Below are 12,168 nucleotides of genomic sequence, written 5' to 3'. Positions count from 1 at the left end.
CGCCATGAGCAAAACCGCCCGCGGCAGCCGCCGCGTCCAACGTCATCGTGTCGTAGCGCTCGCGTATGACGGACTGTGCACGTTCGAGTTCGGCTGTGTCGTCGAGCTGTTTGCGCTGGAGCGGCCGGAGCTCGGCGTAGAGTGGTATGACTTCGCCGTGTGCTCAGCGGAGCGCGGCCCGTTGCGCGCAGCCGGCGGCATCGAGATTCGAGTTCCGAACTCACTCTCGTTGCTCGATGAGGCGGACACCATCGTGATTCCCGGCTGGCGGAATGCGGACGAAATCCCTCCGCCGGCACTACTGCGCCGGATTCGCGCCGCTTATGAGCGAGGCGCACGCCTTTGCACGATTTGCTCGGGAGTGTTCGTGCTTGCAGCGGCTGGCGTTCTGGACGGCCGAACGGTAACCACGCATTGGCGTTACGCCGAGCGCCTGAGCAAGCGCTATCCGGCCGTCACCGTGGAACCCAACTCACTCTATATCGATTCGGGACAGGTGCTGACCTCGGCCGGCTCCGCTGCTGGATTGGATATGCTGCTGCATCTGGTCCGGCGGGACTATGGCGCCAGCATCGCGAATCAGGTCGCGCAACGCCTGGTCATCCCGCCGCATCGCGAAGGCGGACAAGCTCAATATCTGCCGCGGCCCATGCCTCAGGATGATCGCAACCGTCTTTCGAAACTCCTCGACTGGGTACGCGCGCATCCAGCTCAGGCACACACATTGCGAACGTTGGCTCGTCGTGCATCCATGAGCCCTCGCACCCTGCAGCGTCAGTTTCACGAAACGGTGGGCTTCGGACCCTATGAGTGGCTGATTCGCGAGCGGGTCGCGCTGGCCAAAGACATGCTGCAAGCCGGACGCCATTCGCTGCCTCGGGTTGCCGAGGCGGTGGGATTCAAATCGCAAGAAACATTCCGACGCCACTTCCGTCGCGTCGCCGGCACCAGCCCGGCGATGTATCGCCGCCAGTTCGCCAACAGCTGACCCGCCGCTTCATGTCACGACCGAACAAGCTGTTGCTCGTCCTGAGCTTCGTTGGATTCATCGCACTTGGTCTGCCGGATGCGGTCATTGGAGTCGCGTGGCCGGCACTTCGCACGTATTTTGGTCTGCATCAGGATGCGCTCGGTCCGTTGTTCATTACCGTGACCGTAGGCTCGGTGATAGCGAGCACTGCGACCGGCGTCATCCTCAGCCGGATGGGCATTGGCGAGTTGCTCGCGCTGTCTTGTGCCCTCACTGCCCTCAGTCTGTTTGGTTACAGCATCGCTCCCTCGTGGACTGTCCTGGTCTCGCTCGGATTGCTCACCGGCTTCGGCGCGGGGGCCATCGATGCGGCCATCAACACGCATGCCGCTACTCGCTACTCGGCGCGGCTCGTCAATGTGCTGCACGCGTTCTATGGCGTTGGCGCCGCTGCGGGACCCGCATTGATGACGACAGTGCTGTCAACCGGCCGCCCCTGGCAGCTGGGTTATCGAATCATCGTCGTCGTCGAGATCGTGCTCGCGGTTGCCTTCATCATGTCGCGTCGGCAGTGGCCGCCTCCAGTCACGGCGCATGAGGAACATCAGCGGCCGGCGAAGCTGCTGGAAACGTTGCAACTCGGCAAGGTGCAACTGTCGTTGCTGGTGTTCCTGATTTACACCGGTTGTGAAGCTGCTGCGGGTGCGTGGGTGTTCTCGTTGTTATATGAAGCTCGCGACATTCCCACCGCGGCGGCAGGCACAGCCGTCACGCTGTATTGGGGCGGCTTGTTTGCGAGTCGTCTCGGCTATGCGTTCCTGCCTGCCGATGCCAGCCCTGATGCCATCATCAAGCTCTGCATGTTTGCCGCACTCGCCGGCGTTGTGACACTGCTGCTCGACCTGCATCCGGCCGTGGACACCGTCGCAATCGTCTTGATGGGCTTCGCCGCCGGCCCGATCTTCCCTTCCATGATCGCAACCACGCCGGCACGGGTGGGCCCGAGACATACGGCGAATACCGTCGGCCTGCAAATCTCCATGGGAGCGGTCGGCCTGGCTGCGCTGCCCGCACTGTGCGGCTTGATTGCGCAGCGTTGGGGTTTGGAGCTGATTCCCGTTGTGTTGACTGTGGGCTGGGCGGTGCTACTGACGACGTACCTGGCATTACGCCGTACTCAACGCGCCACCGCGTTGTAATATCGCGGCCCTCGACTGAACGCGGAAAATCAAACAATGGTCAAGCACATCGTCCTGTGGCGCCTCAAGAACAAAGCTGATGCAGCGCGCGTCAAGCAGGAACTCGAAAGCATGCGCGGCAAGATTCCGGGCCTGCTCGGCCTGGAAGTCGGTCTCAACTTCGCGGAGAACTCACCGGTGGATATCGGCCTGTACTCCGAATTCTCCGACCGGGCGGCGCTCGACGCCTATGCCGACCATCCAGTGCATGTGCCGGTGAAGCAAGCGGTCGGCCCATTGATGGCCGAGCGGTGGGTGCTGGACTACGACGCCTGAGCCGTTTTCGATCCAACCCTTCGAAACAAATGAAGCCAGCCGATTGCTCGGCTGGCTCCCACTCACTGCATCGATACTTCAGCGATTACGGTCCCGATCCTTGTCCTGTTGCTCGGTGCGATTGCCACCTTGCTGGGGTGAGCGCATCTGACCCGATTGGCCCGGCTGATTGCGCTGTCCGCCTTCCTGGCTGTGCTGACCCGACTTCGAGCCGCCCCCTTGCTGATCCTGACGCACCTGGCCCTGGCCCTGGCCCTGGCCCTGTTGCTTGCCACCTTGTGACGTCTGTTGCTGCTGCTGATTACGATTCCTTTCCTCAGGATTGTTTCGCTCGTTCGCCATTGAAAGTCTCCTCGGATAGCGCGTTGACTTCTCATGAGGCCCTCCGTGTAAATTACGGAGGGGAGATTGCCCTCATCGATGTTGCGCCCGACATCGCGGAGTTAAACGCGCAGCGCCTCGCCGAGTTGCATGCGGACATGCCCTCGGCGCGCAAGAAATAACCGAGGCAGCCGTAGGTTATAACTGTAGTGCGATGTCCCTCAGCGCGTGCGAACCAAGACATCGACGAGTTTCTGAACAGTTGCAAATATTCATTGGATGACCGTCTCTTGTTTATGAGGCTTATGGCGGTCATCTTATCGAACCGGTCCTGGCGGACCGGCGCGTTCTCGGAACGGCTCGTGCCCGATGGGCACCAGCCGTCCGAGTGTGCTGCACGCTTGCTTCAAGCCGTCGCCGGCTTCCGGAACTTCAGCGTCATGCGATCCGACTCACCGATCGCGTCATACTTGGTGCGATCGAAGTTCGGGTCGTTGGCATCGGGGCCTTCGCTGTACGGCCGCGTGCGCTTGGTCGGCGGCAGCGTCCACACGCCGAACGGATGATCCTTGGTGTCCTTGGCGTTGGCATTGATCTCGGACTTCTCCACCAACTCGAAGCCGGCCTTCTGCGCCTGCTCGATCACATACTCTTCGGTCACATAGCCGGTCGGCGCCTTGGGATCCTGCGTGCCCGGATTGGCGCGATGCTGCTCGATCGCGAGAATGCCGCCCGGCTTGAGCGCACCGTACAGATCCTTGAGGAATTTATCGGTGAGGCCGCTGCCCATCCAGCCATGGAACGAGCGCGCCGACAGCGCGAGGTCGAAGGTGTTCTCCGGCAGCGGCGCCGACTTGGCACCGAAGTTCACGAACTGCACCGAGCCATACACTTCCGGCTTCGCTGCGAATCGCGCTTCGAACTCCTGGCGCGCCTGTTTAGCCGCTTCAGGCAGCTCGGGGTTCGCCAGATCCGCAGCGGTCGCGTAGTATTGGCCGCCCGTTGTGTTCGCGTACGGCGCGAGAATGTCGCTCCACCAACCGGCACCGGGCTGCACTTCGAGCACCGTCATGCCTGGTGCGAGGCCCCAGAACTCCAACGCTTCCTGCGGATGGCGATAGGCATCGCGCGACTTGTCATCGGCGCTGCGCCACTCGCCGTTGAGGCTGGCGACCAACGGACTCTCTGCCGCCGGCTGGGTCGTTTCAGCAACGGGCTGCGTCGTGGGCTCTTGCTTCGAGCAACCTGACAGCGCCGTAAGCGTGGCGAGCGCGGACGCGAGCAATACATTTCTCATTTCTTGTCTCCTGCGTTTGAGTGTTATCAGGCGGGCCGATGACAGACCGCTTCGAGATTCACACCGTTGATGTCGATGACGAAAGCGCCATAGTAGTTCGGATGATAATGGGCGCGAATGCCGGGCGGGCCATTGTCGCGAGCGCCCGCGGCAAGAGCCGCCTGGTAGAACGCATCCACCTCGGCCCGAGTCTTGGCTGTGAAGCACAGATGCATGCCCTGCGGCCCCACGCCCTGCCCGATCCAGAAGAAAGGTTTGCCGTCGGCGCCGAAGCCAGTGAAATCGCTCGGGCCGCCGCTCTCCTCTTTGGGCACGTTCATGACCACGCCAATGCCTAGTGGCGCCAGCGCGTTGAGATAGAACTGCTTCGACGCCGCGAAATCCGGCACGGAAATGCCGAGATGGTCGATCATGGTTCCCCCTTTTTGACTGACAGCCGCCGCTGTAGGGCGGCAAGCATCGCACCGCCCGCCGAACCGGTTCAATCGCGGCTGTTGCTCGATGTGCCGCAAGAAAATACAATTTGTATAATTGTTGTCGGTAGCGCGGCGACGTTTTACAGGATGCGCCAGAATTGCCGTCTTTCATGCAGAAATCCGCGGTCGATGCCGAGCCGTTGAATGTCGAGATCGCCCGCGAGGCGCTCACCGTCCTGGCGCAGCTGGTGGCGTTCGACACCACTTCGTCAGACACGAATCTGTCGCTGATCGCCTACGTGGAGAACTATCTGGCCGCGCATGGCGTGAGCTCCAAGCGGATCGCCAATGCAGCGGGCACCAAGGCGAATCTGGTCGCGACTGTCGGCCCGGGCACGGATGGGGGCGTGGTGTTGTCGGGTCACACCGATGTCGTGCCCGTGACCAATCAACCCTGGAGCAGCGACCCATTCCAGCTGACTCGTCGTGGCGATCGACTCTACGGGCGCGGCACCAGCGACATGAAGTCATTTATCGCACTGGCTATGGCCGCCGTGCCGGCGCTCCAGCGCGCGCCGTTGCAACGCCCGGTGCATCTGGCGTTTTCTTACGACGAGGAAATCGGCTGCCTCGGCGCGCCGCATCTGATCCAGCACATCGTCGACAGCGGTTATCGGCCGCTCGCCACCATCGTCGGCGAGCCCACCAGCATGACCATCGTCAACAGCCACAAGAGCATTCATTTCTACGAACTGGTCATCAGGGGCCGCGAAGCGCACTCGAGCCTGGTGCACGAGGGCGTGTCGGCGAACATGATCGCCATCGATCTGCTCGCCATCCTGTCGCGCATTGCCAAGGCGGAACAGCAGCACCACCGCGATGCTCGCTTCGAGCCCGAGTGGTCCACGCTCACTGTCGGAATGATCCACGGCGGCACGGCTGCGAACATCCTGGCGCGGGAATGCCGCTTCGTATTCGATCTGCGTTGCATTCCGGGCCGCGACGCGGAGCAGGTCCTCAAAGATTTTTGGGATGCCGTCGCTGACGCGGATGCGAAGTTGAAGGCCGCTGGCGCAGACATGGGCATCGCGGTTCGCGCGTTGGCGGAAGTGCCCGGTCTTCGCTATGAAAAGAACGGTGCAGCCGAGAAATTGTGCGCCAAGCTGCAGGGCCTGGAGGATGAAGGCACGGCGGTCCCGTACGGCGCCGAGGCTGGACAATTCCAAGCAGCCGGTTTCTCGACGGTGATTTGCGGCCCGGGCTCGATCGCCCAGGCGCACAAGCCCGACGAATTCATCGAGGTCAGTCAGATCGAGGCCGGCGCGCGCTTCATGTCGAGACTGGTAGACTTCGTGCGCACACAATGACCATGCAAGGATCCTGGGGCACGCATGAAGCGCACTAAAAAAGCGGTTAGAAGCCGCGCGGGCAACCACGCGGGCGGCGACGAAACGCGCCAGTCGTCCGGGCAGATCGTCTATTCACTGCTGCGGGAAAAAATCCTGAGCATGGAGATGGCGCCGAACGCCGAGCTCGACGAAGTCCGCATCAGCAATGAAATGGGCTTCTCGCGCACGCCGATCCGAGAGGCGTTGATTCGCCTCGCCTCTGACGGCCTCGTCGTACTCGCGCCGAATCGCAGCGCGCGCGTGGCGCCTCTGGATTTCGATCAGCTGCCGCAGATACTCGAAGCGCTGGAGCTTTATGAGCGCGTCACCACGCGCTGGGCGGCGTTGCGTCGTCAGCCTGCGCACATCGAACTGCTGGAGCAGCGAAATGCAGAGTTCGAACAGGCTTCAGCCGGCGGCAATCCGCGTCTGATCGTGGAAGCCAACTGGATGTTTCACGATGCGATCAATCAGGCCTGCGGCAATAAATTTCTGGCGGCGGACTGCTCCAAGATGCTCCGCAGTGTGATGCGTCTGTCTATTCTCGCGTTCAAGCCCGCCGATGTGCGCAAGTCGACTTACGGCGATGTCGTCGAGCAGCACCGCCAGATGATCGCTGCGATCAAGAACCGCGATCCCGATGCCGCCGAGAAGCTGGTGTTCCGTCACTCTGACGAGTTCCGGGACCGCATCCGGAGCTTCGTCGCAGGCACCAACACCGCCGACTTCTCGTTGTCGCCGCGCAAGTAACGGTTTGCTTCAGTGCTCCAGATCCTGGGGCACCGATTTCGCAGCGCTGAACATCAGCAACGACGTCGGCACCGTCAGCGCCATGACCAACAGCAGCGCATAACGCAGCCCCGTCGGACCCATCGATGCACTGAACACGTCGCTCATCGCACCGGTAAGCACCGGTCCCAGACCGAAGCCCAGCAGATTGCCGAAGAACAGAACGAGCGCAATCGCCGTCGCACGCCGCGCGCTGCCACACACCGCGTGCACCGCTGAGAATGCGGCCGGCAGCGAGGCGTACAGCAAAATGCCGCTCAGCGTGCTGACGAACAGAAACAGCGTCAGATCGTCGATCAGAAACATCAACACCGATGGCACCGCCGCCAGCGCATAACCGGCGGCCGGAAACCACGCGATCCAACGCTTGTCACGACGTACCAGCATGTCGCACAGCGAGCCGCCAGCGAGGCTGCCGACGAGCACCGCGAGCGCGGAAGTCATGCCGTAGTAAAGCCCAGCGTCCGCGATGGGGCTGCCGATCACGCGCGTCATGTACGACGGCACAAACACCAGCGAGCCATACGCAGCGAAGTGATAGATGGTGAATCCGATCAGCAACCGGACGAATGACTTCTTGGCGAGCAGCCGGCGAATCGACTGCATGAAATCCTCGGCCGGCGGAGCTTTGGCGGCGGCCGCCTGCCGCCGACGCGGCTCGTCGAGCACGAAATAAACGATCGCCGCAACGATCAGACCCGGTAAGCCGAAGGCAAGCAGCGTCATGCGCCAACCGAACGACGTGACCAGCTGCGACCCGAGCGACAAGCCCAGCAGATATCCCGCGGTTCCCGACGTGGCAAAGATGCCGATCGCCCGCGCTCGCTGCGACAACGGAAAGTAGTCGACGATGAGCGATTGCGCCGGCGGCGTCGCGCCCGCCTCGCCGACACCGACGCCGATGCGTGCGATGAGCAGCTGCCAGAATGTACCTGCAGCGGCGCAAAGCGCGGTCATCGCACTCCACACGGTAATCGCCACAGTGATTAGGAGTTTGCGATCGCCTCGATCGGCCAGCCTCGCGATCGGCAATCCCAGCACCGAGTACAGCAGTGCGAACGACAAACCGCTCAGCATGCCGAGCATGGTGTCGGAAACCTGGAACTCCTGCTTGATCGGCTCGAGCAGCACCGAGATCACGACTCGGTCCACGGAGCTCGAGGTGCCGACCAGAAACAGAATGGCCAGAAACAACCAGCGCCGCGCTGGCGAGTACAGCGTGGAGTCGATCACGCCGGCCGCGGGCGCCGCCGGCTCGATGCCAGCCCTAACGGCGCCGTCCGCCATGCGCCTCGAACCATTGCAGCACGCGGATGCCCTGATCGATCTGCGCTTCGTAGCGCTGCGCCGCGTGACCCTCTTCGGGGTACAGCACCAGCGTCGACGCGATGCCTCTCAACACCAATGCCCGGTGAAATTGCATGGCCTGGCTCGAAGGCGTGGTCTTGTCGCGCTCGCCTGCGATCACCAGCGTGGGCGTCGTGACTTTGTGCGCGTGACGCAGCGGACTTCTTTCATCGAACGGCCCGCCACTTTCGTACGGATCGCCGCAGGTATAGATCGACAGAAATTCCGGATGATGCGAAGTGAAGAACTGGCTGCGCATGTCGGTCAATGGCGCGATGGCGCAAGCTGCGCGGAACCGCTGGGTTTGACCGACCAGCCACGACGTCATATAGCCGCCATAGCTGCCGCCGGTAACAAACAATCGCTCGGCATCGACCGAGTAGTTGGCGACCACATGATCGATACCGGCGAGGATGTCGAAGCTGTCTTCGCCTCCCCACTCACCGATGACGCGCGACGCGAACTCCAAGCCTCGCCCCGAACTGCCGCGCGGGTTTGGAAACAATACCGCGTAGCCGGCACTGACCAGCAAAGCCGCGAGCGGATTGTCGAAGGTCCAGGAGTCGCGGAACAGATGCGACGGCCCACCGTGAATGAACGCTACAAGGGGCGGCCGCTCGACGTGTTGCGGGAGGGCGAGATAGCCCAGAATCTCCAGCCCGTCGCGGCCCCGCCACCTGATCGCCTTGGCGGTATCCAGCACGTTGAGGACTTGCTTTGCACCCTCGTGCGTGAAGTCAGCAACGACGCGCTCGCGACCTTCATCATCCACACGCACGATGCGCGCATAGGCGTCGAAAGCGTGAGTTGGAAGCACAAAGCCGGCGGTTCCAGCAGGCGAGCCCGACGGCACTTTGCGCCCCGCCGTGCCCGACGATCTCCATGCAATTCGAGCCTGCCGCGTCGACAGATGGAACGTTCCTGCGACGGTCCCGGGCGCCTGGAAGCCGACAAAGGCCAGTCGATCATTGTCACGCCAGGTGAGCGAAGAAACTTCCGCCCCCAGCACCGGGCGCAACGCGACCGCGCCGGCGCTGTCGTAAATCGTCAATGATCCCAGCGCCACGGTGCGATGGAATCTTCCCTCGATCACCGCGATGTGCTGTCCGTCCGGCGAGGCACACACCTTGGCCAGCTGCACCGGCGGGCGCGCGATAGAAACAAATCGTCCACCGCTGGCCGGCGCGACGCCCAGCTCAGTCTGATACCAGCCGCCTTCGGTGGGACTGGCCGAAACGATCGCGGCGATTTCTTTGTCGCCACACCAATCCGCTTCCCAGACGTTCTGATCGGCGCCGCCGATATCGGTCAGCGCATTGGTCGCAACGGTCCAAACGCGAGCCCGACGCCACTGGCCATCATGCGAGCCCGTCTCGACAGTCGGCGTCCAGCTGGCTCGCTGTGTTGTTCGGCTGCCAATCTGGGCGGTGCTCGCCGAACCCGCTGCGTCCGCTCCTGCCTCGGCTGTCTGCAGGAGAATGCGCTGACCGTCGCCGGACCAGGCGAAGCTTTCTACTACCTCGCCTGCGATGATGGGCCCGGGACGCTGCGTCGCGAGATCGCTCGCGCTCGCCAGGAACAATTGAAAGTTGCCGCCGCCGCGAGCCCGATCCGACACGAAGGCCAATGTCTTGCCGTCCGGCGACCACTTTGGATCGGCGTCGTTGGCGCTGCCGGAGCTGAGCACTTGCATGCGCCCGTCGGCATCGATGATGCCGAGACGGGTGACGGGAAATCCGCCGTCCGCATCGTAGATGGGACCGGAGAAAGCGATGACTCCGGTGCTCGCGTTCTCCACCGCATGCACAACCGCGTGAAACTGCTGCGTTCCGGGCCGGTACAGGTTCCGGAAATAAGCTTCGACGCGGTTATGCAGCCCTGTTGCTTCGACTGATTCCGGCACCGACATTCCTCAGAATTTGACACCCAAGGCCAACATGGCCGTGCGCGGTTGTAGCACCGTACCAATGACAGGATTGTTCTGCGTGGCATTGACACGCACACGCTGCGCCGACGTGAGCGCTCGCTCGTCCGTCACGTTGTCGATGCGCAAGGACACGGAGTACGTGCTCCACTCCAGGCCCGCTCGCAGGTCCAACGTCGAGTAGTCCGGCAACTCGTAACGCGTGTTGATCGCATCGCCGGACAGCGCCGTATAGCGCTCGCCTTGATACGCATAGGTCACGCCGAACAGGGCATCGGCAGCGGCGGAAACGGGCATTGAGTAGTCAATCGATAGCGAGCCGGTCCACTTCGGGCTGAATGGCAGCGTATCGCCGGCGACGGCTCCGATCGAGGGGTTGTCGGTCAGAATCTTGGCCCTGTTGTACGCGGCCGCGCCGGCAATTGAAAGCCCTCTGATCGGCCGATAGGTCAGCGACGCCTCCACGCCTTCGCTCTCGGCCTTGCCGGCGTTGGAGATCACCGAGAAGCCGTTCACGAGCGAGTTGAGCTGAATGTCGCTCCAATCGATGTGATAGATGGACAGCTCCGGGCTCAACGTGCCGCCGAGCCAGTCGCCCTTCACACCGACCTCGTAGTTCCACAGATGATCCGGGCCGTACTCGGCCGGCGCCGCCGAGTTGTTCAGCGGCTGCGTGCTGCCAGGTCGATAGGCGCTGGCCGCGCGCGCGTAGATCGTCGAGCGCTCGGTCGGATGATAGCTGGCGGTCACCAGATACGTGTTCGCGCTGTCCGAGGAGTCGCCGGTCAGCAGCGGACTGGCTGAAATCACGCCCGAGCGCGGTGCGCGGAAATCCTGCTCGTTCTTGCTGTAGCGCATGCCGGCGGTGACTTCGAATTGATCCGAGAAGTTGTAAGTCACATCGCCGAACGCCGCGTACTCTTCGAAGTTGGCGAACAGATCGAAGGTATAAACATTGCCGATCTCGCCCGGCAGCACCGCGCCAGTCACCGGATCGTTAGCGCTGATATGCGCGCCGTAGCGATCCTTCTCGCGCGTATAGAACAAGCCCGCCAGCCACTCGATCTTCTCGCCTTCCTTCGACGCGATGCGAAACTCGTTGGTGACACGCTCGGTCACCGTCGTCGTGCGGCCCGGAATTCCGACCCCGTCCGGCGCCGTCGGAATGAAGACGTAATACTGGTTGCTGTAGTCACGCAGGAAGAAATCGTCGGTCTGCGAGTAGCTCAGTGTGTTGGTGATGGTCGCAAAGCCGGCATCGTAGGTCGTGGTATTCGCGACGGTCTGGTACTCGGACGAGAATGCGGTGTTGTAATTGAGATCGAAGCGATACTGGCCGAACATCGGCTTCAACGTCACCGGATCCAGCGACTCGTAAGCGTACGCATCGCCTTCGGTCTTCTGGTACATGCTGGAGAAGCTGGTTTCCAGCACATCATTGATCTGAATTCGCAGCGCTGCGCGCACGCCGTAGGAATCCGACTCGTTCACGTCTTTGTCGTTGTAGCGCGCGTTGTCGACGAAGCCGCCGCGGTGACGACCATAGCCTGACAGACGCAATGCCACTCGATCGCTCAGGGGCAGGTTGAACGAGGCGTTCGCGCCATAGATGGCGCCGCCGTCCTCGATGCCCCCGAACTCGGTGCGAACCGAGCCTTCGAAACCCGAGAACGAGGGTTGTTTGGTCACGATCTTGATCAAGCCGCCCATGGCACTGGCGCCATACAGCGTCGACTGCGGACCTTTCAGCACTTCGACGCGCTCCACGTCGGCGAGCTGCGGATCGAAGATGTTGGTGCCCGACACGGCCAGCGGGCTGCTGGCGGTCAGCGGCAGATCGTCGAGATAGAACACCACCGTCGGCGCGTTCTGCTTCACACCCGAAGTGACGCCGCGAATCACCGCCTGACCGCGCCCCGGCGCCGCCGCGTCGATGGCACTCAAGCCGGGCACCGCCTTGATGTACTCCGAGAACTGCTGCATGCCCCGCTGCTCCAGCGTGTCGCCGGTCAGCAGCGCGATGGTCGAGGGCACCTCGGTGAGGCTTTCGTTGCGCTTGTTGGCAGTGACGACGATTTCCTGCAGCACGCCGGAATCGGCGCTCTGCTCGGCAGCCTGGCTGCCCAGAGCGACCCACGGAAGCGCGACGGTAACGCCGCAACGCAGGCCGATTGAAAGCGATTTACGCATGTGAGCCCCATC

General features: G+C 62.5%; 11 protein-coding genes. 5 read left to right on the top strand and 6 right to left on the bottom strand.

Going from position 1 to position 12,168, the window contains the following annotated elements:
* The first annotated feature begins 4 nt into the window (after window positions 1–4).
* From ftrA to D0550_RS10850, 3 genes are read left to right on the top strand one after another with little or no spacing between them, the layout of a single operon-like run.
* Window positions 5–988, top strand: coding sequence for a transcriptional regulator FtrA (ftrA, locus tag D0550_RS10860; protein WP_116809206.1), 984 nt, complete (start codon window positions 5–7; stop codon window positions 986–988).
* Between the two features lie 11 nt (window positions 989–999).
* Complete coding sequence (locus D0550_RS10855) at window positions 1,000–2,169, top strand: MFS transporter (RefSeq protein ID WP_116809205.1); 1,170 nt, start codon at window positions 1,000–1,002, stop codon at window positions 2,167–2,169.
* A gap of 36 nt (window positions 2,170–2,205) precedes the next feature.
* Window positions 2,206–2,484 (top strand): Dabb family protein, encoded by a 279-nt coding sequence (locus tag D0550_RS10850; protein ID WP_116809204.1) that lies wholly within the window; start codon window positions 2,206–2,208, stop codon window positions 2,482–2,484.
* A 78-nt stretch (window positions 2,485–2,562) separates the two neighbouring features.
* Here the strand turns inward: D0550_RS10850 and D0550_RS10845 are convergent, their stop codons facing one another.
* The 3 genes from D0550_RS10845 to D0550_RS10835 form a co-directional block, all read right to left on the bottom strand.
* Window positions 2,563–2,826: a hypothetical protein gene (locus D0550_RS10845; protein ID WP_116809203.1), complete on the bottom strand. Its 264-nt coding sequence runs from the start codon at window positions 2,824–2,826 to the stop codon at window positions 2,563–2,565.
* A gap of 385 nt (window positions 2,827–3,211) precedes the next feature.
* Complete coding sequence (locus D0550_RS10840; protein WP_116809202.1) at window positions 3,212–4,102, bottom strand: class I SAM-dependent methyltransferase; 891 nt, start codon at window positions 4,100–4,102, stop codon at window positions 3,212–3,214.
* A gap of 26 nt (window positions 4,103–4,128) precedes the next feature.
* Window positions 4,129–4,515: a VOC family protein gene (locus D0550_RS10835; RefSeq protein ID WP_116809201.1), complete on the bottom strand. Its 387-nt coding sequence runs from the start codon at window positions 4,513–4,515 to the stop codon at window positions 4,129–4,131.
* A gap of 173 nt (window positions 4,516–4,688) precedes the next feature.
* Between D0550_RS10835 and argE the strand changes: the two genes are divergently transcribed.
* Both argE and D0550_RS10825 read left to right on the top strand, forming a co-directional pair.
* Window positions 4,689–5,885 (top strand): acetylornithine deacetylase, encoded by a 1,197-nt coding sequence (gene argE, locus D0550_RS10830; protein ID WP_116809200.1) that lies wholly within the window; start codon window positions 4,689–4,691, stop codon window positions 5,883–5,885.
* A 24-nt stretch (window positions 5,886–5,909) separates the two neighbouring features.
* A complete protein-coding gene (locus D0550_RS10825) occupies window positions 5,910–6,656 on the top strand; it encodes a GntR family transcriptional regulator (RefSeq protein ID WP_116809199.1) in 747 nt (248 codons plus the stop codon).
* A gap of 9 nt (window positions 6,657–6,665) precedes the next feature.
* Here D0550_RS10825 and D0550_RS10820 read toward each other — a convergent pair whose 3' ends face one another.
* The 3 genes from D0550_RS10820 to D0550_RS10810 are packed head-to-tail and all read right to left on the bottom strand — an operon-like array spanning window position 6,666 to window position 12,156.
* Window positions 6,666–7,982, bottom strand: coding sequence for a spinster family MFS transporter (locus D0550_RS10820; protein WP_116809198.1), 1,317 nt, complete (start codon window positions 7,980–7,982; stop codon window positions 6,666–6,668).
* Window positions 7,963–9,945, bottom strand: a complete 1,983-nt coding sequence (locus tag D0550_RS10815) for an alpha/beta hydrolase family protein (RefSeq protein ID WP_161965758.1) — start codon at window positions 9,943–9,945, stop codon at window positions 7,963–7,965. The genes D0550_RS10820 and D0550_RS10815 overlap by 20 nt, the downstream gene beginning before the upstream one ends.
* A 9-nt stretch (window positions 9,946–9,954) precedes the next feature.
* Entirely contained in the window at window positions 9,955–12,156 is a 2,202-nt protein-coding gene (locus D0550_RS10810; protein ID WP_116809196.1) for a TonB-dependent receptor, read from the bottom strand.
* Window positions 12,157–12,168: the final 12 nt, after the last annotated feature.

The organism is Steroidobacter cummioxidans, from assembly GCF_003104955.1.
This window is presented reverse-complemented; position numbering and strand designations above follow the sequence as displayed.

Excerpts from the sequence above, each read along its gene's own strand:
- D0550_RS10825 (WP_116809199.1), top strand. The coding sequence starts at position 5,910 with ATGAAGCGCACTAAAAAAGCGGTTAGAAGCCGCGCGGGCAACCACGCG.
- D0550_RS10850 (WP_116809204.1), top strand. The coding sequence starts at position 2,206 with ATGGTCAAGCACATCGTCCTGTGGCGCCTCAAGAACAAAGCTGATGCA.
- D0550_RS10810 (WP_116809196.1), bottom strand. The coding sequence starts at position 12,156 with ATGCGTAAATCGCTTTCAATCGGCCTGCGTTGCGGCGTTACCGTCGCG.
- D0550_RS10835 (WP_116809201.1), bottom strand. The coding sequence starts at position 4,515 with ATGATCGACCATCTCGGCATTTCCGTGCCGGATTTCGCGGCGTCGAAG.
- D0550_RS10855 (WP_116809205.1), top strand. The coding sequence starts at position 1,000 with ATGTCACGACCGAACAAGCTGTTGCTCGTCCTGAGCTTCGTTGGATTC.
- D0550_RS10840 (WP_116809202.1), bottom strand. The coding sequence starts at position 4,102 with ATGAGAAATGTATTGCTCGCGTCCGCGCTCGCCACGCTTACGGCGCTG.
- D0550_RS10820 (WP_116809198.1), bottom strand. The coding sequence starts at position 7,982 with ATGGCGGACGGCGCCGTTAGGGCTGGCATCGAGCCGGCGGCGCCCGCG.
- argE (WP_116809200.1), top strand. The coding sequence starts at position 4,689 with ATGCAGAAATCCGCGGTCGATGCCGAGCCGTTGAATGTCGAGATCGCC.
- D0550_RS10845 (WP_116809203.1), bottom strand. The coding sequence starts at position 2,826 with ATGGCGAACGAGCGAAACAATCCTGAGGAAAGGAATCGTAATCAGCAG.
- ftrA (WP_116809206.1), top strand. The coding sequence starts at position 5 with ATGAGCAAAACCGCCCGCGGCAGCCGCCGCGTCCAACGTCATCGTGTC.